This window comes from Streptomyces sp. NPDC054863 (genome assembly GCF_053610825.1).
Genome location: NZ_JBSGZD010000038.1, coordinates 18,534 through 41,742, shown reverse-complemented (window position 1 = coordinate 41,742; position 23,209 = coordinate 18,534). Strand labels below are relative to the sequence as shown.

At 70.4% G+C, this 23,209-nt stretch carries 20 protein-coding genes; 9 read left to right on the top strand and 11 right to left on the bottom strand.

The annotated features are described in order from the left end of the window. Window positions 1–150: 150 nt before the first annotated feature. The 4 genes from ACWGIG_RS10680 to ACWGIG_RS10665 all read right to left on the bottom strand — a co-directional run bounded on the left by ACWGIG_RS10680 (window position 151) and on the right by ACWGIG_RS10665 (window position 4,539). Window positions 151–1,278: a GuaB3 family IMP dehydrogenase-related protein gene (locus tag ACWGIG_RS10680; RefSeq protein WP_398417519.1), complete on the bottom strand. Its 1,128-nt coding sequence runs from the start codon at window positions 1,276–1,278 to the stop codon at window positions 151–153. 102 nt (window positions 1,279–1,380) lie between these two features. Beyond that, window positions 1,381–2,886 carry an IMP dehydrogenase gene (gene guaB, locus ACWGIG_RS10675; RefSeq protein ID WP_453321173.1) on the bottom strand — a complete coding sequence of 502 codons (1,506 nt, stop codon included), beginning with the start codon at window positions 2,884–2,886 and terminating at the stop codon, window positions 1,381–1,383. A gap of 167 nt (window positions 2,887–3,053) precedes the next feature. Then, window positions 3,054–3,641, bottom strand: coding sequence for a sigma-70 family RNA polymerase sigma factor (locus ACWGIG_RS10670; RefSeq protein WP_453321172.1), 588 nt, complete (start codon window positions 3,639–3,641; stop codon window positions 3,054–3,056). 286 nt (window positions 3,642–3,927) lie between these two features. After that, the gene (locus ACWGIG_RS10665) at window positions 3,928–4,539 is read right to left on the bottom strand and encodes a response regulator transcription factor (RefSeq protein WP_003948568.1); all 612 of its coding nucleotides are present in this window, start codon (window positions 4,537–4,539) and stop codon (window positions 3,928–3,930) included. A gap of 341 nt (window positions 4,540–4,880) precedes the next feature. Between ACWGIG_RS10665 and ACWGIG_RS10660 the strand changes: the two genes are divergently transcribed. Next, entirely contained in the window at window positions 4,881–5,258 is a 378-nt protein-coding gene (locus ACWGIG_RS10660) for a WhiB family transcriptional regulator (protein WP_453321171.1), read from the top strand. 76 nt (window positions 5,259–5,334) lie between these two features. Here the strand turns inward: ACWGIG_RS10660 and ACWGIG_RS10655 are convergent, their stop codons facing one another. Beyond that, a complete protein-coding gene (locus ACWGIG_RS10655; RefSeq protein ID WP_453321170.1) occupies window positions 5,335–6,231 on the bottom strand; it encodes a LysR family transcriptional regulator in 897 nt (298 codons plus the stop codon). Between the two features lie 81 nt (window positions 6,232–6,312). Between ACWGIG_RS10655 and ACWGIG_RS10650 the strand changes: the two genes are divergently transcribed. The 3 genes from ACWGIG_RS10650 to ACWGIG_RS10640 all read left to right on the top strand — a co-directional run bounded on the left by ACWGIG_RS10650 (window position 6,313) and on the right by ACWGIG_RS10640 (window position 9,384). Further along, on the top strand, window positions 6,313–6,987 hold the full coding sequence (locus ACWGIG_RS10650; protein WP_453321169.1) for an MOSC domain-containing protein: 675 nt from the start codon (window positions 6,313–6,315) through the stop codon (window positions 6,985–6,987). Between the two features lie 101 nt (window positions 6,988–7,088). Then, complete coding sequence (locus ACWGIG_RS10645; RefSeq protein ID WP_453321168.1) at window positions 7,089–8,600, top strand: multicopper oxidase family protein; 1,512 nt, start codon at window positions 7,089–7,091, stop codon at window positions 8,598–8,600. Between the two features lie 10 nt (window positions 8,601–8,610). Beyond that, complete coding sequence (locus tag ACWGIG_RS10640; protein ID WP_453321167.1) at window positions 8,611–9,384, top strand: SDR family NAD(P)-dependent oxidoreductase; 774 nt, start codon at window positions 8,611–8,613, stop codon at window positions 9,382–9,384. Window positions 9,385–9,394: 10 nt separating this feature from the next. Here the strand turns inward: ACWGIG_RS10640 and ACWGIG_RS10635 are convergent, their stop codons facing one another. Together ACWGIG_RS10635 and ACWGIG_RS10630 are read right to left on the bottom strand one after the other, a co-directional pair. After that, window positions 9,395–10,966, bottom strand: coding sequence for a right-handed parallel beta-helix repeat-containing protein (locus ACWGIG_RS10635; protein WP_453321166.1), 1,572 nt, complete (start codon window positions 10,964–10,966; stop codon window positions 9,395–9,397). Further along, window positions 10,941–12,863 carry a DUF2264 domain-containing protein gene (locus ACWGIG_RS10630; RefSeq protein ID WP_453321165.1) on the bottom strand — a complete coding sequence of 641 codons (1,923 nt, stop codon included), beginning with the start codon at window positions 12,861–12,863 and terminating at the stop codon, window positions 10,941–10,943. Before ACWGIG_RS10630 ends, ACWGIG_RS10635 begins: the two co-directional genes overlap by 26 nt. Window positions 12,864–13,113: 250 nt before the next feature. Here ACWGIG_RS10630 and ACWGIG_RS10625 point away from each other — a divergent pair, with 250 nt between their 5' ends. The 5 genes from ACWGIG_RS10625 (at window position 13,114) to ACWGIG_RS10605 (ending at window position 18,724) form a co-directional block, all read left to right on the top strand. Further along, complete coding sequence (locus ACWGIG_RS10625) at window positions 13,114–14,244, top strand: substrate-binding domain-containing protein (RefSeq protein ID WP_453321164.1); 1,131 nt, start codon at window positions 13,114–13,116, stop codon at window positions 14,242–14,244. Between the two features lie 102 nt (window positions 14,245–14,346). After that, window positions 14,347–15,681: an ABC transporter substrate-binding protein gene (locus tag ACWGIG_RS10620; RefSeq protein ID WP_453321163.1), complete on the top strand. Its 1,335-nt coding sequence runs from the start codon at window positions 14,347–14,349 to the stop codon at window positions 15,679–15,681. A gap of 8 nt (window positions 15,682–15,689) precedes the next feature. Continuing rightward, window positions 15,690–16,778, top strand: a complete 1,089-nt coding sequence (locus ACWGIG_RS10615) for a carbohydrate ABC transporter permease (protein ID WP_453321162.1) — start codon at window positions 15,690–15,692, stop codon at window positions 16,776–16,778. Continuing rightward, the gene (locus tag ACWGIG_RS10610) at window positions 16,775–17,638 is read left to right on the top strand and encodes a carbohydrate ABC transporter permease (RefSeq protein WP_453321161.1); all 864 of its coding nucleotides are present in this window, start codon (window positions 16,775–16,777) and stop codon (window positions 17,636–17,638) included. Before ACWGIG_RS10615 ends, ACWGIG_RS10610 begins: the two co-directional genes overlap by 4 nt. A 60-nt stretch (window positions 17,639–17,698) precedes the next feature. Beyond that, window positions 17,699–18,724 (top strand): hydroxyacid dehydrogenase, encoded by a 1,026-nt coding sequence (locus ACWGIG_RS10605; protein ID WP_453321160.1) that lies wholly within the window; start codon window positions 17,699–17,701, stop codon window positions 18,722–18,724. Between the two features lie 132 nt (window positions 18,725–18,856). Here ACWGIG_RS10605 and groL read toward each other — a convergent pair whose 3' ends face one another. From groL to ACWGIG_RS10585, 4 genes are all read right to left on the bottom strand, one after another. Further along, the gene (gene groL / locus ACWGIG_RS10600; RefSeq protein WP_453321159.1) at window positions 18,857–20,482 is read right to left on the bottom strand and encodes a chaperonin GroEL; all 1,626 of its coding nucleotides are present in this window, start codon (window positions 20,480–20,482) and stop codon (window positions 18,857–18,859) included. Between the two features lie 166 nt (window positions 20,483–20,648). After that, window positions 20,649–20,957: a co-chaperone GroES gene (groES, locus tag ACWGIG_RS10595; RefSeq protein WP_185028083.1), complete on the bottom strand. Its 309-nt coding sequence runs from the start codon at window positions 20,955–20,957 to the stop codon at window positions 20,649–20,651. Window positions 20,958–21,193: 236 nt separating this feature from the next. Further along, window positions 21,194–22,096, bottom strand: coding sequence for a polysaccharide deacetylase family protein (locus ACWGIG_RS10590; protein WP_453321158.1), 903 nt, complete (start codon window positions 22,094–22,096; stop codon window positions 21,194–21,196). Next, entirely contained in the window at window positions 22,096–23,112 is a 1,017-nt protein-coding gene (locus ACWGIG_RS10585) for a polysaccharide deacetylase family protein (RefSeq protein ID WP_453321157.1), read from the bottom strand. Before ACWGIG_RS10585 ends, ACWGIG_RS10590 begins: the two co-directional genes overlap by 1 nt. Window positions 23,113–23,209: the final 97 nt, after the last annotated feature.

Genomic DNA, 23,209 nt, shown 5'->3' with positions numbered 1-23,209 from the left:
CTTGCGCCCGCGGTGCCGGCGGCCCCGCCGCCGGGCCCACGACGCCCGCCTGCCCCCGCAGGACGGCGCCCACCCCGCCCACCACCACGCACCAGGGCCCCGCCACCTCATAGAGGTGCCGGGCCACTCACGTACGTACGGGACAGACGATCAGCGGCGGTGCTGCGAGTCCGCCACCGTCACCTCGACGCGCTGGAACTCCTTGAGCTCGCTGTAGCCCGTCGTGGCCATCGAGCGGCGCAGCGCGCCGAACATGTTCATCGAGCCGTCCGGCACGTGCGAGGGACCGGTCAGGATCTCCTCGGTGGTGCCGACCACGCCCAGGTTCATGCGCTTGCCGCGCGGCACGTCCTCGTGGACGGCCTCCATGCCCCAGTGGTGGCCCTGGCCGGGCGCGTCGGTGGCACGGGCCAGCGGGGAGCCCATCATCACGGCGTCCGCGCCGCAGGCGACGGCCTTCGGGATGTCGCCGGACCAGCCGACACCGCCGTCGGCGATGACGTGCACGTACCGGCCGCCGGACTCGTCCATGTAGTCGCGGCGCGCGGCGGCCACGTCGGCCACCGCGGTCGCCATCGGCACCTGGATGCCCAGCACGTTACGGGTCGTGTGCGCGGCGCCGCCGCCGAAGCCCACGAGCACACCGGCGGCGCCGGTACGCATCAGGTGCAGCGCGGCGGTGTAGGTGGCGCAGCCGCCCACGATGACCGGGACGTCCAGCTCGTAGATGAACTGCTTGAGGTTCAGCGGCTCGGCGGCACCGGAGACGTGCTCGGCCGAGACGGTGGTGCCGCGGATCACGAAGATGTCGACACCGGCGTCCACGACGGCCTTGGAGAATTCGGCCGTACGCTGCGGAGACAGTGCGGCGGCGGTGACCACGCCCGAGTCGCGCACCTCCTTGATGCGCTGCCCGATCAGCTCCGCCTTGATGGGCTCGGAGTAGATCTCCTGGAGGCGGCGGGTGGCGGCGCCCTCGTCGTTCAGCTCGCGGATCTCGGCCAGCAGCGGCTCCGGGTCCTCGTACCGCGTCCAGAGGCCTTCGAGGTTCAGGACGCCGAGGCCGCCCATCTCGCCGATGCGGATGGCGGTCTGCGGCGAGACGACCGAGTCCATCGGAGCGGCCAGGAACGGCAGCTCGAAGCGGTAGGCGTCGATCTGCCAGGCGATCGAGACCTCCTTCGGGTCCCGCGTACGCCGGCTCGGCACGATGGCGATGTCGTCGAACGCGTACGCCCTGCGGCCGCGCTTGCCGCGCCCGATCTCGATCTCAGTCACGTTGTGTGGCCTTTCCCTCTTGGTCTGCCGTTCCAGTATCCCCGACACGCACGCGAGGGGCGGCCCCGGTGATCCGGGACCGCCCCCAAGCGCACGCAGCGGTTACTTGCGGCTGTAGTTCGGTGCCTCGACCGTCATCTGGATGTCGTGCGGGTGGCTCTCCTTGAGGCCCGCGGACGTGATCCGGACGAAGCGGCCGTTGTCCTGGAGCTCGGGCACCGTACGCCCGCCGACGTAGAACATCGACTGGCGCAGGCCGCCGACCAGCTGGTGCACGACCGCCGAGACCGGGCCCCGGTAGGGCACCTGGCCCTCGATGCCCTCGGGCACGAGCTTGTCGTCGGTGCGCACGCCCTCCTGGAAGTACCGGTCCTTGGAGTACGACTTGTTCTCGCCGCGGGTCTGCATGGCGCCCAGCGAGCCCATGCCGCGGTACGACTTGAACTGCTTGCCGTTGATGAAGAGCAGCTCGCCCGGCGACTCCTCGCAGCCCGCGAGCAGCGAGCCGAGCATCACCGTGTCCGCGCCGGCGACGAGCGCCTTCGCGATGTCGCCGGAGTACTGCAGGCCGCCGTCGCCGATGACCGGAACCCCGGCCGCCTTCGCCGCGAGCGACGCCTCGTAGATGGCGGTGACCTGCGGGACGCCGATACCGGCGACGACACGGGTCGTACAGATGGAGCCGGGACCGACACCGACCTTGATGCCGTCGACACCGGCGTCGATGAGCGCCTGCGCGCCGTCGCGGGTGGCGATGTTGCCGCCGATGACGTCGACGCCCGAGGTGTTCGACTTGATCTTGGAGACCATGTCGCCGACCAGACGGGAGTGGCCGTGCGCGGTGTCGACGACGATGAAGTCGACACCGGCCTCGGCCAGCGCCTGGGCGCGCTCGAACGCGTCACCTGCGACGCCGACGGCGGCACCGACGAGCAGCCTGCCCTCGGCGTCCTTCGCCGCATTCGGGTACTTCTCGGCCTTGACGAAGTCCTTGACCGTGATGAGGCCCTTGAGGATGCCCGCGTCGTCGACCAGCGGCAGCTTCTCGATCTTGTGGCGGCGCAGCAGCTGCACCGCGTCCACGCTCGAAATGCCGACCTTGCCGGTGACCAGCGGCATCGGCGTCATGACCTCGCGCACCTGACGGCTGCGGTCGGTCTCGAAGGCCATGTCGCGGTTGGTGACGATGCCGAGCAGCTTGCCCGCCGGGTCGGTGACCGGCACGCCGCTGATGCGGAACTTCGCGCACAGCGTGTCCGCCTCGGCGAGCGTGGCGTCCGGGTGCACGGTGATCGGGTCGGTGACCATGCCCGACTCGGAGCGCTTGACCAGGTCGACCTGGTTGGCCTGGTCGGCGATGGAGAGATTGCGGTGCAGGACGCCGACACCGCCCTGGCGGGCCATCGCGATGGCCATCCGGGCCTCGGTGACCTTGTCCATCGCGGCGGACAGCAGGGGGATGTTCACCCGTACGTTCCGCGAGATGAGGGAGGAGGTGTCGATCTGGTCGGGGGCCATGTCGGACGCGCCGGGAAGCAGCAGCACGTCGTCGTAGGTCAGCCCGAGCATCGCGAATTTCTCCGGCACTCCATCGACGTTGGCAGTCATGACACCTTCCCAAATGGTCTTGCTCGGCGCGGATGTCCATGCTAACGGGAACCAGGGGTGTCAGATTCCACGATCATGACAAGCGGCCGAGTTTGTACGTTTCTCCTGCGCGGCCGTACGGCGATGCGGTACGCGGCGTGGCACGGGCGGAGCAGGCGGCGACGGGTCTACTGCCCGGCGAGGGCGCGGAGCCGGCTCAGCGCCCTGTGCTGTGCAACACGCACGGCCCCCGGGGACATTCCGAGCTTCTGGCCCGTTTCCTCCGCGGTCAGTCCGACCGCGACCCGCAGCACCAGCAGTTCGCGCTGGTGCTCGGGGAGATTGGCGAGCAGCTTCTTGGCCCAGGCGGCGTCGCTGCTGAGCAGCGCCCGCTCCTCGGGGCCGAGGGAGTCGTCGGGCCGCTCCGGCATCTCGTCGGAGGGCACGGCGGTCGATCCGGGGTGGCGCATGGCCGCCCGCTGCAGATCGGCGACCTTGTGCGCGGCGATGGCGAAGACGAAGGCCTCGAAGGGCCGCCCGGTGTCCCGGTAGCGCGGCAGCGCCATCAGCACCGCGACACACACTTCCTGCGCCAGGTCCTCCACGAAGTGCCGGGCGTCGCCCGGCAGCCGGGAGAGCCGCGCGCGGCAGTACCGCAGCGCGAGCGGGTGGACGTGCGCGAGGAGGTCGTGCGTGGCCTGCTCGTCGCCCTCGACAGCCAGGTGCACCAGGGCACCGATGGCCCCCTGGGCCGCGACCGCCTCTTCGTCACGCATCGGTCCATGGTGCCTTGACGTGGCGGCTTCCGCGCCACCGCGTCCGTAGTTGTGCACTGAAGCGTTATGAGCAGGTACGCCAGGACTCATCTCCCGCGCCCTCCCCTTCCGCTCGACCGACCCGTTCCCGAGGAACCCCATCCCTCAAGGATGCGGCATCGGCCGCCGAACCGGGATCGGGCGTCCTGCGCCCCGCCCGCGCAGGGCAGGCGGGGGACCATCTCACGCACACGAACCGGCAGGTCCGGACCCCGGGCAGACCCATGGCCCGCCCGGCGAACGGGTCCTACCGGACCAGGCCCCAGCGGAACCCGAGCGCCACCGCGTGTGCACGGTCCGAGGCGCCGAGTTTCTTGAAGAGCCGGCGGGCGTGCGTCTTGACCGTGTCCTCGGAGAGGAAGAGCTCGCGGCCGATCTCGGCGTTGGACCGGCCGTGGCTCATCCCTTCGAGGACCTGGATCTCGCGCGCGGTGAGCGTCGGAGCGGCGCCCATCTCGGCGGACCGCAGCCGACGCGGAGCCAGCCGCCAGGTCGGGTCGGCGAGCGCCTGCGTGACGGTCGCGCGCAGCTCGGCGCGGGACGCGTCCTTGTGCAGGTACCCGCGGGCTCCTGCGGCGACCGCGAGCGCGACCCCGTCGAGGTCCTCCGCGACCGTGAGCATGATGATCCGGGCGCCGGGATCGGCGGACAGCAGTCGGCGGACGGTCTCGACGCCACCCAGGCCGGGCATCCGTACGTCCATCAGAATCAGGTCCGAACGGTCGGCGCCCCAGCGGCGGAGGACTTCCTCGCCATTGGCGGCCGTCGTCACGCGCTCGACACCGGGCACGGTCGCGACCGCGCGGCGAAGCGCCTCTCGGGCAAGCGGGGAGTCGTCGCAGACGAGGACGGATGTCATGACCGACCTCCGCCACTCGCACAGCTGATGCGCGTCACCTTGGGCCTCCAGGCTGAATACAAGTCGTCACCTGTGCGGTTGACGCTCTCGGACATCTGCCCGATCGCCCTTTCCTTCAACCGCCTCAGCCAACTCAACGACGGTCACTCGAAAGAGTTACGGCCTCGGAATCGGCCCCTCGAAGACCTAGTGCCCCATTTAGTCGGTTTTCTTCCCTTTTGCTGGTGTCTATGGCTAGATTCGCAATGAGTCATATTTACATCTACTCACACCGTAGATGTCAGAAGATGTGATGATCTCGGTCATCGTTCCGCCTCAGCACAGACGCAAGGGGACAACCAATGGCAGATTTCTCCCGCCTTCCCGGACCCAACGCCGACCTGTGGGACTGGCAGCTCCTCGCCGCGTGCCGTGGTGTCGACAGCTCGCTGTTCTTCCACCCGGAGGGCGAGCGCGGGGCCGCGCGGAGCGCACGTGAGAACTCGGCGAAGGAGGTCTGCATGCGCTGCCCGGTGCGCGCACAGTGCGCGGCGCACGCACTCCAGGTCCGCGAGCCCTACGGGGTCTGGGGAGGCCTCACCGAGGACGAGCGCGAGGAGCTGATGGGCCGGGCCAGGCACCGCCTGGTCCCGGCGGGCGCCGCCGCGGCAGCGAAGAAGCAGGCTCCGGTGAAGGGCGGCGGAGTGGAGCACTCGCGCCGCGTCACCCTCGTGAAGTAGTCCGTGGACCCACCACAGAAGGAACGTTTCTGCACAGGAGTCACCCGCCCGGTCCACCCGTGCGGCGGGCAGCCGCTCAGCGGGCGGCGGCCAGAGCCAGCTGGTCGAGGGTGGCGGCCACGGCCGGCACCTGCGCCAGGTCCGGCAGGGTGAGCGCGACGATCTCGCGCTGCACGGCCGGTTCCACGACCACGGTGCGCGCGCCCATGGGGCGTACGGACTCCATGGCGAGCTCGGGCAGGACGGCGACGCCGAGTCCGGCGCCGACCAGGCCGATGACGGCCGGGTAGTCGTCGGTGGCGAAATCGATACGCGGCACGAAGCCCGCGCTCTCGCAGACTTCGACCAGTTGGCGGCGGCAGCGCGGGCAGCCCGCGATCCAGGGCTCCTCGGCGAGTTCGACGATGCCCACCGTCCCGGCCTCGGCGAGCCGGTGCCCTTCGGGGACGAGACCGACGAGGCGGTCGGTGAGCAGGGGGCGTACGACCAGGTCGGTCCAGTCCTCGGTGGCTCCGCCGGGGCCGTAGCGGAAGGCGAGGGCCACGTCGCAGTCGCCCTCGCGGAGCATCTCCACCGAGCGCGGGGGCTCGGCGTCCACGAGGGAGACCCGGGTGCCGGGGTGGGCGGCGCGCAGGGCGGCGAGCGCGGTGGGGACCAGGGTGGAACTGCCGGAGGGGAAGGAGACGAGGCGGACCCGGCCTGCGCGCAGGCCCGCGATGGCGGCGACCTCCTCCTCGGCGGCGGTGAGTCCGGCGAGGATGCCCGACGCGTGCCGGACGAGGGCCTCACCGGCCTGGGTGAGGCGCATTTCGCGGGCGGCGCGGATCAGGAGCGGGGTGCCCGCCGACTGCTCCAGGGCCTTCATCTGCTGGCTGACGGCCGGCTGCGTACAGCCGAGCTCGCGGGCGGCGGCGGAGAAGGACCCGGTGGAGGCGACTGCGCGCAGGACGCGGAGGTGGCGGGCTTCGATCATGGGGTGAGTATAAGACTTACTTGGGGTGGGGAGCCAATTATTGGACACGGCTTTGAGTGGGGCTCGGTTAGCGTTCTGGGCATGGAACTACTGAGTGTGAACATCGGGCGGGCCACGGCCAGCGAGCACACCGATCAGGCGGAAGGGCTGACCGGCATCGGCAAGCGGCCTGTGGAAGGACCGGTGGAGGTGCGGGAGCCGGGCCCCGGCGGGACCGGCGGCAGCGGGCTCGTCGGTGACGACGTGTGCGACCTGCGGCACCACGGGGGGACGCGGCAGGCCGTCTACGCGTACGCGCGCGAGGACCTGGACCGGTGGGAGGCCGATCTCGGACGTCCGCTGCGCGGCGGGGAGTTCGGCGAGAACTTCACCACCGTGGGCGTGGACGTGAACGGCGCGCGGCTCGGCGAACGGTGGCGGGTCGGGGCGGACCTGGTCCTTGAGGTGACCGCCTCGCGCATCCCGTGCCGTACGTTCGCGGGCGCGCTGAACGAGGAGAAGTGGGTGAAGCGCTTCACGGAGGCTGCCGTTCCGGGCTCGTATCTCAAAGTGGTGGAGCCCGGCGCCGTACGGGCCGGGGACGCGATCGAGATCGTGCACCGGCCCGCGCACGACGTGACGGTGGCGATGCACTTCAAGGCGTACACGCTGGAGCGGTCGCTGCTGCCGCGGCTCCTGGAGGCCGGGGACGTGCTGTCGCCGTACACGCGGGAGAAGGCCCTCGCCTACCTGGCGAAGCACGGCGGCGGCGCGTAGGCGGTGGGTGAAGTCCCCTAGGAGGGGCGGGTTTTGGGATCGGGGGCGACTGCGGGGCCGCCCCCGATGTCCGGGCGGGGCGCCGGGGCGAGGGTCGGAGCATGTCCCGGTGGAAGCGTGTCCTCGTCGTTGTCGGCTCGGTCGCAGCCGTGCTCCTGGCCGCTGTCGGCGGCCTGTTCGCCTGGTGGTGGACGGGGGCCGAGGTGAGCACGGTGGGAAAGGTGGAGTTCCGCAACGAGCTCAAGGTGCCGCCGCTCGCGAAGTCGGTCGTCGAGAAGGACGGCACCCGGGTGTTCGACCTGCGGATGCAGTCGGGTGCGACGGAGTTCGAGAAGGGGACCAAGACGCCGACCTGGGGTTTCAACGGGTCGTACTTCGGGCCCACGCTGCGGGCCGCGCGCGGCGAGAAGGTGAAGGTCAGGGTCGGCAACGCACTGGACGAGGCGTCGAGCGTGCACTGGCACGGCATGCACGTGCCCGCGAAGATGGACGGCGGCCCGCATCAAGAGGTGGCACCGGGCAAGACGTGGACCCCGCAGTGGACGGTCGACCAGCCGGCCGCGACGCTCTGGTACCACCCGCACCCGCACGGGAAGACCGAGGAGCACGTGCAGCGGGGACTGGCGGGGATGTTCCTCGTCGATGACGCGCGCGCGTCCGCGCTGAAGCTGCCGAAGCGGTACGGGGTGGACGACGTGCCGGTGGCGGTGCAGGACGTGACCTTCGACGGGGCGGAGTTCGACCACGGGAAGCTGTTCCTGCAGAACACCGGCTTCCTGGGCGAGCGGACCATGGTCAACGGGACGCTCGACCCGTACCGGACGGTCGGCGACGAGCTCGTACGGCTGCGGCTGCTGAACGCGTCGACGGCGCGGATCTACGACTTCGGGTTCGCGGACGACCGCGACTTCGCGCTGATCGGGACCGACGGCGGCCTGCTGGAGAAGCCCGAGGCGATGAAGCGGGTACAGCTGTCGCCGGGAGAGCGGGCCGAGGTCGTGGTGCGGATGCGGGCGGGTGAGAAGACCGTGCTGCGCAGCTTCCCGCAGAGCAATTACGCGGACGGGTTCGCGCAGCGGTTCGGGGGCGGGGACGACTCGTTCGACGTGCTGGAGCTGCGGGCCGCCGCCTCTTTGAGGAAGTCGCCGAAACTTCCCGGTGTACTCGGCAAGTTGGAGGTCCCGCAGGGGAAGGAGTCCGTGCGGGGGCGGTTCTTCGGGCTGCGGATGTCGGGGATCAACGGCAAGAAGATGGACATGGGGCGGGTCGACGAGACCGTGACGCGGGGCACGACCGAGACGTGGACCGTACGGAACGAGGACGGCGTGCCGCACAACTTCCATGTGCACGACGTGCAGTTCAGGGTGGTGGAGGTGGACGGGAAACCGCCCACGGGAGCGCTGCGCGGGGCGAAGGACACGGTGTTCGTGCCGGGCGGCACCACGGTGGAGCTGGCGATGCGGTTCGACGGTCCTGCCGATCCCGACACCCCGTACATGTACCACTGTCATCTGCTGTACCACGAGGACACCGGGATGATGGGGCAGTTCGTGGTCGTGGAGAAGGGGCAGCAGGCCGGGCGTCCGGCGGGCGGGGATCATGCAGGGCACTAACGTGGAGCGCATGACGACTGCACTGATCACGGGAGCGACCGCGGGCATCGGTTCCGCCTTCGCACGGCGCCTGGCCTCCGACGGACACAACCTGGTGCTGGTGGCACGGAGCACCGAGCGCCTCCACGAGCAGGCGACGGAGCTGCACGACAAGCACGGCGTGGAGGCGGAGGTACTGACCGCCGACCTGTCCACGGACGACGGCATCGCGGCCGTCGAGGCGCGGCTCGCGGACCGTACGCACCCGGTGGACCTGCTGGTCAACAACGCCGGGTTCGGCAACAAGGGCGAGTTCCTCGAAGTGCCGATGGAAGACGAGCTGACCATGCTCAAGGTGCACTGCGAGGCGGTGCTGCGGCTGACGTCGGCGGCGGTGAAGGGCATGAAGGAGCGGCGGCGGGGCGGGGTCGTCAATGTCGCCTCGGTCGCTGCTTTCGTGCCGCGCGGCACGTACGGGGCGAGCAAGGCGTGGGTGGTGCAGTTCACCCAGGGCGCGGCGAAGGACCTCGGCGGGAGCGGGGTGCGGCTGATGGCGCTGTGCCCCGGATTCGTACGGACGGAGTTCCACGAGCGGGCCGGGATGGGGACGGACAACATCCCGTCGTGGATGTGGCTGGACGCGGACAAACTGGTGGCGGAGGCGCTGAAGGACCTGGCGCGCGGGAAGTCGCTGTCGATCCCGGACCCGCGCTACAAGGCGCTGATGGGTGTGGTGAAGGTGGCGCCGCGCGGCCTGCTCGGCGGACTCTCTTCCCGAACAGGCCGCAAGTACGGTCCTCAGTAGGGGTGTTGCTCTAGCGGGTGCCGCTTCCCGCGTACGCGCCGATGTTCGGGGCCGTGCCGGGCTCCAGGCGGTTTCCGAAGTAGTCCTTGCCGCCGTTGTCGGGGATCTCGACTCCGGCGGCGAGGGCGGGCGAGCCCGGGGCGAGACGGAAGTCGGGGCGCAGCAGGGGGTTCGCGGTGATGCCGCCGGGGTTGGGGACCGTGGTGGGGACGCCGTGGAAGGCGTTGTGGTCGAAGGTGATGGCGGGGATCTTCACGTCGTACGCGTAGCCGCCGGTGCCCTCGCTCACGAAGAGGTTGTTGCGGAGGGTGAGTTCGTGCTGGGTGGAGGCGGCGGCGCTGTCCTCCATGAGGCGGGCCGGGATCTTCTCCCTGTTGTAGAAACTGTTGTTGTAGATCTGGGTGTTGAGGATGGGGCCCCAGCAGTTCTGGACGAGTCGGGCGCCGTCGTTGCGGCTGACGTTGTAGCGGACCACCGTGTCGACGGTCTTGGCGCCGCTGTACGGGCAGATCAGCAGGAAGCCGCCGACGTTGTCGTGGCTGTAGTTGTACTGGAAGACCGTCCCCTTCGAGGCGCCGTCGGCGTCGAAGGACATCCCGTCGTGGGTGTTGCCGCCGCCGGAGACGTCGTTGTGCTGGACGAGCGTGTCGTCGGTGTTGAAGGTCCAGATGCCCGCGTTGGCGGAGGGCGAGCGGAGCTGGAAGCCCGCTATGAGGTTGCGTTCGACGACGGCCCCGGTGGTCGTGTCGAGCTTGATGCCGTCGCCCGCAAGGGACTTGAGGGTGTTGTGGTGGATGCGGACGCCGGTGGAGGGCGTCCATTCGCCGGGGTAGACGTGGGGGTCCTGCTGGTTGCCGACCAGGTCGCGCTTGGAGTACGTCGACTTGAAGTAGATGCCTTCGCGGTCGACGTCCTCTATGAGGTTGTGGTGGATGTTCAGGCCGTCGTACTTGCTGGCCTTCGTCCTGCCCTCGACCGCGATGTGGATCGCACTGGATCCGCTGAGGGTCTTGAAGTCGCCGCCACGGATGTCGTGGAGGTGGAGGCCTGCGAGTTCGAAGCTCCGGGCGGTGCCGTGGTCGGTGAGGCGCAGGCGGACGCCGTTGCGCTCGCTTCCCGGGTTCGCGGAGTTGGTGATCTCCAGGTTGGTGAGCCTGATGTGCTGGGTGTTGGCGAGGAGTACGACGTCATGGGCGCCCGCGCCGTCGAGCTTGGCGCGGCCCGCCGAGGTGCGGCCGTAGTCGGAGATGGTGAAGGGGCGTCCGGCCGCACCGGATCCCTTCGGTTGGAGGGAACCCTGGCAGGTCGCACCGCGTTGGAAGAGCAAGCGGTCGCCGGGGCCGAAGGTGTGGGCGTTGGCTTCGGCGAGGGTGGTCCAGGGGCGGGAGCGGGACCCGGTTCCGGGTGTGGTGGCGGAGCAGTCGACGTAGTGGGTCTGTCCGGAGGAAGGAGCGGGGGCCGGGGCCGGGGCGGCCTGGGCCGGGGAAGGGAGGAGTACGGCGAGGACGGCGGCCGAGGTGGTCGCGACGGCGGCCGGAGTCATGGTCCTACGGGCCTTACGGGCGTGGGTTCGGTGTCTCACGGTGCGGTACCTCCGGGTCGAGGCGGAGCAGGACAGTGCTGCCGTTCTGCCAGGTCACGCGGATTTCGGTGCCGTGGACCTGGACGTCTGCGAGGGACGCGGCGGGGGCCGGGCCGGGCTCGGCGGTGAGGGAGGCGAGGGCGACGAAGAGGGTGTTCGGGCCGGTGCCGGGACCTCCGACTCCGGTACGTCCTTCGCCGGGCCCTCCGGCTCCGGCAGTCCCTTCGCCGGTACGTCCGTGGAGTGCGGCGGCGTGGGCGGACGGGCCGAACTGGGTGGGGCCGACGTGGAGTTGGGTCGCGCTCTCGTCCTGGTAGCCGTGGACGGGGTGGAGCTGGGCGGTCGGCCCGTCCGGGGTGACGGCCCAGCCGGTCTGGCGGACCGGGGTGCCCGGCGGGGCGCCGACGACCAGGTGTGCGCGGACCTCGGCGCGGCCGTGGACGGCGGTGGCCGAGACGACGCGGATGCCGGGGGCGGGAGTGTGCGCGGAGGACGCCCAGCCCGGCCCGTGGGCGAGGGGTTCGGCGGGGCCGCGGCTGGTCTGCACACCGTCGACGAGCAGGGAGAAGTGGTTGTCGGCCCTCTCGTGGGCCGGGCCGGTGCGGGTCGAGTAGGCGAAGCGCGCGTAGCCGGGACTGTCTTCGGGGCCGACGTGGTTGCTGCCGTGGTTGTGCAGGCGGACCAGGCCGTCGGCCGCGGTGGACTGCACGAGGAGGTTCGGTGGGGCGGCGACGGTGACCGCGTCGGCGGTCTCGGCGGGGAGGGGCTCCTCGGTCGCCGTCCAGGCGGGGTGGTCTGCGGGAAGGAGCAGGCCGAGGAAGCCCTTGGAGGCCCAGTAGGGGGAGCCGGGCCCCGAGTACGTCTGGATCATGGGCGGGTAGGGGCCGTACCAGCCGAGGGTGAGCAGGCCTTCGTCGTCCGTCGCGCCCCGGTCCATGAAGTGGCGCAGGGTGCCGGAGGCGAGGCGGCGGGTGGCGCCGGGGCCGAGCGGGGTGTGGCCGGTGAGGGCGCCGAGCCAGGGGGCGGCGGTCGCGGCGAAGCGGTAGGTGAGCGAGCGGCCGTACGGCATGGGGGCGCCGTTGGCGTCGAACAGGCGGGTGGCGTCGCCGAGTTGGGCGTACAGCCTCGGCCCGTAGACGTCGAGGAGGTCCTTGTCGGCCGCGAGGTGGGCGTGCAGTACGGGATAGAAGTGCAGGGCCCAGGCGTTGTAGTGGTCGAAGGCGCGGTTGGAGCCGTCGCTGTACCAGCCGTCGCCCAGGTGCCAGTCCTCGATGCGGGCGAGGGCGGTGTCGATGGTGGCGCGGGCGCGGTCGGTCTCGATGCCGGCGTCCTGGAGGAATCCGGCGACGGTGAGACCGAAGAGCCACCAGTTGTTGTCCACGGGGGACGGGCCGAGGGCGGGGAGCATCCAGTCGACGGCGCGCTGCTGCGTGGCGTCGTCGAGGGTGTCCCAGAGCCAGGGGCGGGTGAGGCGGAGCGACAGGGCGACGGAGGCGGACTCGACGACGGCCTGGCGGACGTCGGCCTGACGGGGCCAGGACTCGGGGTCGCTCACACTCACATCGGCGCTGGACGTGGGGTGTCGGGTGCCCGCGGCGAGCCCTTCGGCGTACCTGGGAAGGTGGCCGTGGGGGTCGTCGCCGTGGGCTCCGGCGACACGGAGAGCCGCGAGGAGGAACGTACGGGCGTACCCTTCGAGGCCGTCGGAGCGGGGTCCCGAGACGCTGGGGCGGGGGCCGGGGAGGTGGATCAGGCCGTGTCGGGGGGTGGCGTACGGGCGCACGGCGAGGAGGAGTGCGTCGGCCGTGTGCTCCCAGTGGGCGCGGGTCCATCCGGTGTACGGGCTGAGCTCACGGTTCTCGGGCGGCGGCTCACGGTTCTCGGGTGGCGTGGGCATGATGCTCCCCCTGGAGGCGGCGGTACGGGTATGGCGGCGGAACGGGTGCGGCGGCGTCGGGTGCGGCGGTCTGGGAGGCGGCGGTCTCGGGTGCGGCGGTCTGGGATGCGGCGGCGTCGCCCGGAATCATCAACTTCCGCTGATCGAAGGTCAATGGATCGCGGTCGAATGATCGAAACTTCTGTCGTTCGATCAGGATTGCTGGTCTAGGGTCGGACCGAGCCACCACACCGCCTAGGGGGATGCGACCGTGCGCGAGAGTGCCGCCGAACGTCATGACCGACTGCTGGAGCTGGTGCGCCGGCACGGCACCGCACGGGTCTCCGACCTGGCCGGGCTGCTGGGGGTCTCCCCCGTCACCGCCCGGCGGGACGCCGAGGCGCTGGCCGCGAAGGGGCTGCTGGACCGGGTGCACGGCTCGGTGTCGTGGCCCGGGGAGCAGGGGCCGGAGGCCTCGGGGCAGCGGTCGGGCGACCTGGTGCTCGGGCTGCTCGCACCCTCAGCGACGTACTACTTCGCCGAGGTCATCCGGGGTGCGCACGAGGCGGCGGCGCGGGCCGGGGCGCGGCTGATCCTGCGGATCTCCGACTACCGCCCCGAGGAGGACCATGCCCGGGTGGAGGGGCTCCTCGCGGCGGGCGCGCAGGGGCTGCTGGTGGCGCCCGGGTGGCGGCGCCCCGACGATCCGGCGGTGCACGGCGGATGGATCGCCCGACTGCCCGTACCGGCCGTGCTGCTGGAGCGGCAGCCCGAGCCGGGGTCGGCGCCGGACGGCCTCGACCGGGTGTGCTCGGACCACCGGTACGGGGCGCTGCTCGCGGTGCGGCACCTGGTGGGGCTCGGGCACGGGGCGCCGGTGCTGGTGGCACGGGCGGACAGCCCCACCGCGCTGTCGGTGCGCACCGGATACGCGGCGGCGCTCGCCTCGCTGGGGCTGGCCGCGCCGCGGACGGCGATCGACTCCGTACCGGCGGACCTGGATCCGGAGGGGTTCGAGACGGCGGTACGGGATCTGCGTGCGGCGGTCGCGGCAGGGGCGACGGCGGCGCTGGTGCACAACGACGTGAACGCGATCCAGATCGTGCAGCGACTGGCGGAGCTGGGCGTGCGGGTGCCGGACGATCTGGCGGTCATCGCGTACGACGACGAGGTGGCCGCACTGGCGGACACACCGCTGACGGCGGTGGCCCCGCCGAAGCGCGAAGTGGGAAGGCTCGCGGCGGAGTTGCTGGTGGAGAGGCTGGGCGGGCCGGCGGGCGGGGGCGAGGACCCGCAGGAGTCTCCGCGGCGGCACCTGGCGCTGCTGCCGAGCCTGCGGGTGCGGGCCTCGTGCGGGGCCGCGTCACAGGCCCCGGCAGGCTCCCGGACCACATCCGTCTGATCTATTTTCGATCATTCGATCGTTCGCTCTTGACTTCGTTCAAGGCTGGTCCAAGGATCGCGGCCAACGCCAATGTCGCCGCCTTCCCACAGGAGCCTTGCCGTGAGCCGCAGTTGGAGCACTTGGAAGCGAACACCACTCGTCATGGCCGGCGCCGCCACCGCCCTCGCCGTCCTCACGGCCTGCGGCGGCAGCGGTGACGGCGGTTCCGCCGCCCCGGGGGCCGACGGCAAGCCCGTCGACATCACCTTCTGGGGCTGGGCGAAGGGCACCAAGGAAGTCGTCGACGCCTTCAACGCCTCGCACACGAACATCAAGGTGAAGTTCGAGGAGATCCCGTCCGGCAACGCGGGCGGCTACGCGAAGATCTCCAACGCGGTGAAGGCGGACAACGCCCCCGACCTGGTGTCCATCGAGTACCCGATGCTGCCGGAGTTCGTCAGCCAGGGTTCGGTGCAGGACATCGGCTCCCTGCTCGGCGACGACGTGAGGACGAAGTTCCTGCCGCAGGCGGTCGAGCTGACGACGCTCGGCGGCAAGAACTGGGCGGTGCCCTTCGACGCCGCACCGCAGGCCTTCTTCTACCGCAAGGACCTGTTCGCCAAGTACGGCGTCGAAGTACCCAAGACCTGGGACGAGTTCGAGGCCGCGGCCGAGAAGGTCAAGAAGGCCGACGCGAAGGCGCGGATCGGCACGTTCTTCCCGGACGACCCGACGACGTTCCAGGCGATGGCCTGGCAGGCGGGCGCCCGGTGGTTCAAGGCCGAGGGCGACACCTGGAAGGTGAACACCACCGACCCGGCGACCGCCAAGGTCTCCGCGTACTGGCAGAAGCTCCTCGACGGCGACCTGATCCGCAACAACGCGTCCTTCAGCCCGGAGTGGACCAACTCCCTCAAGAGCGGCGGCACCGTCGGCTACCTCGGTGCGGCCTGGGGCGCGGGCGTCCTCAAGGGGACGCTCCCGGAGCAGAGCGGCAAGTGGGCGGTGGCGCCGATGCCGACCTGGGACGGGAAGGCGGCCAGCGGAATGCTCGGCGGGTCGACGTTCGCGGTGACCAAGGGCAGCAAGAAGGCGGCTGCGGCGGTCGAGTTCGCGAAGTGGATGACGACGACGGAGGCGGGCATCAAGGCCCGGATCGCGTCCGGCACTTCGAGTGCCTTCCCGGCCGCTTCCGAGCTGCGCCCGACGGCCAAGAAGGCGTTCGACGCGAAGTACTACGGCGGCCAGGACATCTACCAGGTCTTCGAGGACGCCGGTACGTCGATCAGGGCGGACTGGTCGTGGGGGCCGAGCACCGGCACCACCAACAGCATCATCAAGGACCAGTTCGGCAAGGTCACCCACGGTGGCACCACGATCGCCGACGCGGTGAAGGCCGGCCACGACGCGACCGTCGCCGAGCTGAAGAAGCGCGGCCTGAAGGTCGAGGGCTGAGCAACACCATGACCACCACCAAGGCCGGTACCCGGCCCGGCGCTTCCGGTGCCGGGCCGGTCGACCCCGCCGCCCGGCCGTCGCGCGCCCCGGGCCGGGCCCGCTCGGCCGCCCGCGCCCGTACCAATGCCGCCGCAGCCCTCTTCCTCACTCCCTTCTTCGTGCTGTTCGTCCTGGTCATGGTCGTGCCGATCGGATACGCGGTGTGGCTCAGCCTGTTCAGCGAGAAGCAGTCGGGGCTGGGCTTCGGCGGGGTCGAGACCGTGTTCAGCGGACTCGACAACTACGCCTCCGCGCTGGGCGATCCGGCCTTCCGCGAGGGCTTCGTCGTACTCCTCGGGTACTGCGCGCTCTACATCCCGCTGATGATCGGCGGAGCCCTCGCGCTGGCGCTGCTGCTCGACTCGGCGCTCGCCCGCGCGCGTCGTTTCTTCCAGCTCGCGCTGTTCCTGCCGCACGCCGTGCCCGGCATCATCGCCGCGCTGATCTGGGTGTACCTGTACACACCGCAGCTCAGCCCGGTGGTCGACGCGATGGAGGCCGGCGGGATCGGCTTCGACTTCTTCTCGCCCTCGGGCGCCCTGCCCTCGGTGGTCAACATCGCGCTGTGGGAGTGGCTCGGCTACAACATGGTGATCTTCTACGCAGCCCTCCAGGCCGTCGACCGGTCCGTCCTGGAGGCGGCCACGGTGGACGGGGCGGGGGCCTGGCGCACCGCCTTCAGCATCAAGGTGCCGCTGATCAGGGCCTCGGTGGTGATGGTCGCGCTGTTCACGGTCATCGGCTCGCTCCAGCTGTTCACCGAACCGCTGATCCTCAACAAGGGCACGGGTTCCGCCGTCACCTCCACCTGGACGCCGAACATGTACGCCTACACCGCGGCCTTCGACCGCAACGACTACGGGCTGGCCGCAGCCGCCTCCGTGCTCCTCGCCCTCACGGCCGCACTGCTGTCGTTCGTGGTGACCAGGCTGGCGGGCGGACGCAAGCAGAAGAACGCCGGCCAGAACAACGCCGACCGGAAGAAGGCCGACCGGAAGCGGGCCGGTCAGGGGAACGCCGGCCAGAAGAAGGCCAAGAAGGTGGCGACCGCATGAGCACCCACGCAGGCACCTCTCCCGGCAACCGCTGGCTTTCCCGTACGGCGGTCAACGGCGCGCTCGTCCTCGCCACGCTCTACATGCTCTTCCCCCTGGTCTGGCTGCTCACCGCCGCCACCAAGGACGCCGGCGGACTGCTCGCGGGCAACGCCTTCTCCTTCGAGGGCTTCGACCTCGGCCGGAACCTCTCCGACCTGGCCTCGCACGGCGACGGCATCTACTTCCGCTGGTACGGCAACTCCCTGCTGTACGCGGGTGCGGGGGCCGTGCTCAGTTCGCTGGTGAGCGTGGCCGCGGGCTACGCCTTCGACAAGTACGCCTTCCGGGGCAAGGAGAAGCTGTTCTCCACGGTGCTGCTCGGGGTGCTGGTCCCGACGACCGCGCTCGCCCTGCCGATGTACCTGCTGGCCAGCAGGATCGGGCTGGTCAACACCTACTGGTCGGTCCTGCTGCCGGTCCTGGTGCACCCCTTCGGCGTCTACCTCTCCCGGGTCTTCAGCGCGGGCTACATCCCGAACGAGGCCCTGGAGGCCGCCCGTATCGACGGCGCGGGCGAGCTGCGGATCTTCCTCTCGATCGGTCTGCCCATGGTCATGCCGGGCTTCGTGACCGTCTTCCTCTTCCAGTTCACCGCGATCTGGAACAACTTCTTCCTCCCCCTGGTGATGCTCTCGGACCAGAAGCTCTTCCCGCTGAGCCTCGGCCTGTACGCATGGAACTCGGGCGCCCACGCCGAGCCGACGTACCTCCCGATGGTCGTCACCGGCTCCCTCCTCGCCGTCATCCCCCTGATCGTCGCCTTCGTCTCCCTCCAGCGGCACTGGAAGGCCGGGCTCACGGCCGGCAGCGTCAAGTGACGGGTGCAGCACCCGGGGTCCGAGCGCCGAACGAACCGATGAGGAGACCTGAGTTCCACCATGCACCACGCCACTGACAATCGCCCCGCGACCCTCCTCGCCATGGCCCCCGGCATCGCCGAACGCCTCCTCACCGACGAGCACCGCACCCGCCTGGCCCGGATCGCCCGCACCGACCCGCACCTGGTCGCCCACGACCTGCACTCCCCCGCGTACGCGACGGCGCTCGCCGGGGCGGAGGTGCTGCTCACCTGTTGGGGTGCGACCCCGCTCACCCCCGAGGTCCTGGCCCGCGCCCCGAAACTCCGCGCCGTCGTGCACGCCGCGGGTTCCGTCAAGCACCACATCACCCCGGCCTGCTGGGACCGCGGCCTGCTCGTCAGCGCGGCTGCCGGGGCCAACGCCCTGCCCGTCGCCGAGTACACGCTCGCCGCGATCCTCTCCGCGGGCAAGCAGGTCCGCCAAGCAGCGCTGAAGTACCGGGAGTTGAACGGCGCCGCCCACGACTGGCGCACCGAGCTGCACTCCTCGGGCAACTACCGCCGCACCGTCGGCATCGTCGGCGCCTCCCGGATCGGCCGCCGCGTCATCGAGCTGCTGCGCCCCTTCGACGTGCACACGCTGCTGTACGACCCGTACGTGAGTACGTCCGAAGCAGCCGGACTCGGCGCCGAATCAACGGACTTGGCCGGCCTCTGCGCCCGCAGCTCGGTCGTCTCCGTGCACGCCCCGCAGCTCCCCGAGACCCACCACATGATCGGCGCCGCACAGCTGGCGGCGATGCCGGACGGGGCGACGCTGATCAACACGTCGCGGGGCTCACTGGTCGACGAGGCGGGGCTCCTGGAGCATTTGCGCTCAGGCCGCCTGGAAGCCGTACTGGACGTGACCGAGCCCGAACTCCCGCCCGCCGGTTCGCCGTTCTACACCCTGCCTAATGTGCTGCTCACCCCGCACATGGCGGGGTCGTTCGGGAACGAGCTGCATCGGATGGCGGACCATGCGCTGGGTGAGTTGGAGCGGTACGCGGCGGGGGCGCCGTTCTCGGAGCCGGTCCACCGTGACGCGCTCGGGCACTCCGCGTAGCGCGTGCCGCAGGGAACACCAACCGCCCGGCCCCGCCACCACGCACCGAAGCCCGGCCCCCGCCACGAAGGTGGGGACCGGGCTTCAGTGACGTACGGCCGAAACCGGCCGTACTACCGACTGAGCCTGAGCTCAGTGGGAGTGGCCGTGGCCGCCGTGACCGGCGTCGCCCTCGTCCTCGGCCGGCTTCTCGACGACCAGGGTCTCGGTCGTGAGCAGCAGCGACGCGATGGACGCGGCGTTCTCCAGGGCGGAGCGGGTGACCTTGACCGGGTCGATGACGCCGGCCTTGACCAGGTCGCCGTACTCGCCGGTGGCGGCGTTGAAGCCCTGCCCGGCCTCCAGGTCGGCGACCTTGGAGGTGATGACGTAGCCCTCAAGGCCGGCGTTCTCGGCGATCCAGCGCAGCGGCTCGACGGCGGCGCGGCGGACGACCGCGACACCCGTGGCCTCGTCGCCGGTCTTGCCGAGGTTGCCCTCAAGGACCTTCACGGCGTGGACGAGCGCGGAGCCACCACCGGAGACGATGCCTTCCTCGACCGCGGCGCGGGTCGCGGAGATGGCGTCCTCCAGACGGTGCTTCTTCTCCTTGAGCTCGACCTCGGTCGCGGCACCGACCTTGATGACGCAGACGCCACCGGCGAGCTTCGCCAGGCGCTCCTGCAGCTTCTCGCGGTCCCAGTCGGAGTCCGTGGACTCGATCTCGGCCTTGATCTGGTTGACGCGGCCCTTGACGTCCTCGGAGTTGCCCCCGCCGTCGACGATGACCGTGTCGTCCTTGGAGATCGTGACGCGGCGGGCGGTGCCCAGGACGTCCAGACCGGACTGGTCGAGCTTGAGGCCGACCTCTTCCGCGATGACGGTGGCACCGGTGAGGGTGGCCATGTCACCGAGCATCGCCTTGCGGCGGTCGCCGAAGCCCGGGGCCTTGACGGCCACGGCGTTGAACGTGCCGCGGATCTTGTTGACGACGAGGGTGGAGAGCGCCTCGCCCTCGACGTCCTCGGCGATGATCAGCAGCGGCTTGGAGCCACCGGCGCCGATGACCTTCTCCAGGAGCGGCAGCAGGTCCTGGATCGAGCCGATCTTGCCCTGGTGGATCAGGATGTACGGGTCGTCGAGGACGGCCTCCATACGCTCCTGGTCGGTCACCATGTACGGCGAGAGGTAGCCCTTGTCGAAGGCCATGCCCTCGGTGAAGTCGAGCTCCAGGCCGAAGGTGTTGGACTCCTCGACGGTGATGACACCGTCCTTGCCGACCTTGTCCATCGCCTCGGCGATGAGCTCGCCGACCTGCTGGTCCTGCGCGGAGAGCGCGGCCACGGCAGCGATGTCGGACTTGTCCTCGATCGGGCGGGCGGTCGCGAGGAGCTCCTCGGACACGGCCTTGACCGCGGCGTCGATGCCCTTCTTCAGGGCGGCCGGGGAGGCACCCGCGGCGACGTTGCGCAGACCCTCGCGGACCAGCGCCTGGGCCAGCACGGTGGCGGTGGTCGTACCGTCACCCGCGATGTCGTTGGTCTTGGTCGCCACCTCCTTCACCAGCTGGGCGCCGAGGTTCTCGTACGGGTCGTCGAGCTCGACCTCACGCGCGATGGTGACACCGTCGTTGGTGATGGTCGGGGCGCCGAACTTCTTGTCGATGACGACGTTGCGGCCACGGGGGCCGATCGTCACCTTCACGGTGTCGGCAAGCTTGTTGACGCCGCGCTCAAGGGCGCGACGGGCGTCCTCGTCGAACTTCAGGATCTTCGCCATGGAGCTTTTCAAGTCCTCTCGGAATACGAACTGCGCAAGCACGCGGCCCGGCCGGGGTGAACCGCGGGCCTACGTGAAAACGAGCTACGCCCCTGACCACCCGGCGTGTGAGCGGGGGCCAGGGGCGCAGATCAAGCAATGCGGAAGCTAAGTGCTTCTCGGCTGCCTACTTCTCGATGATGGCGAGAACGTCGCGGGCCGAGAGGACGAGGTACTCCTCGCCGCTGTACTTCACTTCGGTGCCGCCGTACTTGCTGTACAGCACTACGTCGCCGACGGAGACGTCGAGCGGCAGGCGCTCGCCGTTCTCGAAGCGGCCCGGGCCCACGGCGAGGACGACGCCCTCCTGGGGCTTCTCCTTCGCGGTGTCCGGGATGACCAGGCCGGAGGCCGTGGTCTGCTCGGCGTCGAGCGGCTGGACCACGATGCGGTCCTCAAGCGGCTTGATGGCAACCTTGGAGCTTGCGGTCGTCACGATCCGGTCTCCCCCTTCGGAGATCTCACGGGGTTAACAGTCTGGGGTGGCGACCAGGTGGATCCGTCGTCGCGGGTGCCGGACCTGCCTGTCGCTGTGTTGGCACTCTCCAGTGGTGAGTGCCAGGGCCGAGACTATGACGCGGTTAGCACTCGGTCAAGCGGAGTGCCAATTCAAGCCCCCCGGGAGTGGCTCGGACGCCCCCTGGGAGTGGTCCCGGGGCCCGCCGGGGCAGGTCACAGATAGTCCTCCAGCCGCGCCACCGTGAACCCCTGGTCCTGGATCCTGCGCAGCATGCGGGTCGTCATCTCGGTGATGGTCGAGCCCTTGAGCTCGTCCGGGCCGCGGAAGTGGGCGAGGACGATGTCACCGGACTTGAGGCGGTCGCCCTCCGCGTAGCGCATGTTGTGGATCTGCATCGACTCGCGCCACAGGACGAGGGCCCGCACGCCGCAGCTGCCGGCCGCGCGCACCGTGTCGTCGTTGTAGTTGCCGTACGGCGGGCGGAAGAGGGTGGGGCGGGTGCCGAAGCGGGCCGCCAGACGGTCCTGCTGGCCGCAGATCTGCTTGCGCTGACCCTCGTACGACAGCGTCCGCAGGTTCGCGTGTCCCGTGGTGTGGTTCTGGATCGTGCCGCCGCCCGCGTCGCGCAGGTGCTTGAAGTGGTCGTAGTCGCTCCCGGCGACGCTGTCCGTCAGGAACATGCTGATCGGGAGCTTCAGCTCCCCGACCATCTTGACGAACCGGGGGTCCTTCTCCGCCCCGTCGTCGAAGGTCAGGAAGACGACCTTGTCGCGGGTGCGGACCCGGTCCAGGACGACGGGCGGTCCTGACGCCTTGAGCACGGGCTTACGGTCCGGGCGCGCCGGGACCGGCGCGAGGGGGCCCGCCAGGCCCCAGCGCGCGTACGCCTTCAGGGGTACGCCCCGGGCGTCGGTCCCCGGTGCGGCGGGCGCGGGCGCCGCCTTCTCGGGCGTCGCCCGTCCGGGCGTCGCAGCCTCCGCCGCGGTCCCTTCCGGCGGTGCGCCGGAGCCGTCCCCGGCCCCTGGCCCCGCACATCCGCTCACCCCCGCGACGAGCACACCGACCGCCACAGCCCCCGCCACCCACAGTCCCGACCGGCGTGCCCGTCCTCGCATCACACGTAATCCTCCAGCTTGGCCACGGCGTAACCCTTGGCGGTGATCGTCTTCATGACGCGACGAATCATGTCGGGCATGGACCCCTTCCAGTCACCCCGCCCCCGGAAATGGGTGAGGACGATGTCGCCGGGGTGCAGGTCCTTGTCCCATTCGCGCCATTCCATCCGGTCCGGGAAGGCCTCCGCCGCCCACAGCGGGACCGCCTTCACCCCGCAGGTCTTGGCGGCGAGCAGCGTGTCCTTGTTGTAGTTGCCGTACGGCGGGCGGAAGAGCGGAGGGCGCTTGCCGTAGCGCTTCTCGATGTTGGACTGCTGGCCGCAGATCTCGCGCTTCTGCCCGTCGTACGAAAGGCCGGGCAGATAGCGGTGGTTGAGGGTGTGGTTGTGCAGGGCCACGCCCTTGCGCTGCATCTTCTTGAAGTACGCGTAGTCCTCCTTCACCAGGTAGTCGGAGAGGAACGCGCTGTACGGGATCTTCAGCTCGGCCATCATCCGGATCAGCTCGGGGTCCTTCTCGGCCCCGTCGTCGATGGTCAGGAACACGACCCTGTCCTTGACCGGCACCGTCGTGAAGACCGGCGGCAGTCCCTCCGAGACGTGCCCGTCCACCTCGAAGCCCTGCCGGGTCTTGATCTTCGGCTTGGCCCTGGGCGCCGGAGGCACGGCCAGCGGCGTCTGCGCCAGCCCCCAGCGCCTGGCCGCCACCACCCGGGCCGCCTGCGCGGCCTTGGCCGCGGCCTGCTCGCGCCGCAGCTTCTCGGCGGGCGAGAGCAGGGCGCCGCCCGCGCCGTCCACCGCCTTCCGCCCCTCCCCCGACTCCCCCAGCTCCCCCGACTCCTTCCCGACGGCGGACCCGCCCCGCCCGCCCGTCTTCTCCTCTGCCGGGGTCGCGCACCCCGAGGCGATCGCGGCCGTCACCAGAACCGCTACCGCCATGGTGCCCCGCCTGCGCCCGACTGCTCCCGAGATATCCACAGAGAGCCCTCTTTCTTCTGCTTGTCGTACAAGTCGCATGGCGCCGCATCCTGTCAGCGGGGCGGGGCGGGGGGTGGGCGACACGGGGAGGGGGCACGGACGGTCGCCCACCTGGCCCACAGAGGGTCCCACCTGG

What these genes read in the sequence shown, in the direction of transcription:
- guaB (WP_453321173.1), bottom strand. Translation starts at nt 2,886, where the DNA reads ATGACTGCCAACGTCGATGGAGTGCCGGAGAAATTCGCGATGCTCGGG.
- ACWGIG_RS10670 (WP_453321172.1), bottom strand. Translation starts at nt 3,641, where the DNA reads ATGCGTGACGAAGAGGCGGTCGCGGCCCAGGGGGCCATCGGTGCCCTG.
- ACWGIG_RS10665 (WP_003948568.1), bottom strand. Translation starts at nt 4,539, where the DNA reads ATGACATCCGTCCTCGTCTGCGACGACTCCCCGCTTGCCCGAGAGGCG.
- ACWGIG_RS10660 (WP_453321171.1), top strand. Translation starts at nt 4,881, where the DNA reads ATGGCAGATTTCTCCCGCCTTCCCGGACCCAACGCCGACCTGTGGGAC.
- ACWGIG_RS10655 (WP_453321170.1), bottom strand. Translation starts at nt 6,231, where the DNA reads ATGATCGAAGCCCGCCACCTCCGCGTCCTGCGCGCAGTCGCCTCCACC.
- ACWGIG_RS10650 (WP_453321169.1), top strand. Translation starts at nt 6,313, where the DNA reads ATGGAACTACTGAGTGTGAACATCGGGCGGGCCACGGCCAGCGAGCAC.
- ACWGIG_RS10645 (WP_453321168.1), top strand. Translation starts at nt 7,089, where the DNA reads ATGTCCCGGTGGAAGCGTGTCCTCGTCGTTGTCGGCTCGGTCGCAGCC.
- ACWGIG_RS10640 (WP_453321167.1), top strand. Translation starts at nt 8,611, where the DNA reads ATGACGACTGCACTGATCACGGGAGCGACCGCGGGCATCGGTTCCGCC.
- ACWGIG_RS10630 (WP_453321165.1), bottom strand. Translation starts at nt 12,863, where the DNA reads ATGCCCACGCCACCCGAGAACCGTGAGCCGCCGCCCGAGAACCGTGAG.
- ACWGIG_RS10615 (WP_453321162.1), top strand. Translation starts at nt 15,690, where the DNA reads ATGACCACCACCAAGGCCGGTACCCGGCCCGGCGCTTCCGGTGCCGGG.
- ACWGIG_RS10610 (WP_453321161.1), top strand. Translation starts at nt 16,775, where the DNA reads ATGAGCACCCACGCAGGCACCTCTCCCGGCAACCGCTGGCTTTCCCGT.
- ACWGIG_RS10605 (WP_453321160.1), top strand. Translation starts at nt 17,699, where the DNA reads ATGCACCACGCCACTGACAATCGCCCCGCGACCCTCCTCGCCATGGCC.
- groL (WP_453321159.1), bottom strand. Translation starts at nt 20,482, where the DNA reads ATGGCGAAGATCCTGAAGTTCGACGAGGACGCCCGTCGCGCCCTTGAG.
- ACWGIG_RS10590 (WP_453321158.1), bottom strand. Translation starts at nt 22,096, where the DNA reads ATGCGAGGACGGGCACGCCGGTCGGGACTGTGGGTGGCGGGGGCTGTG.
- ACWGIG_RS10585 (WP_453321157.1), bottom strand. Translation starts at nt 23,112, where the DNA reads ATGCGACTTGTACGACAAGCAGAAGAAAGAGGGCTCTCTGTGGATATC.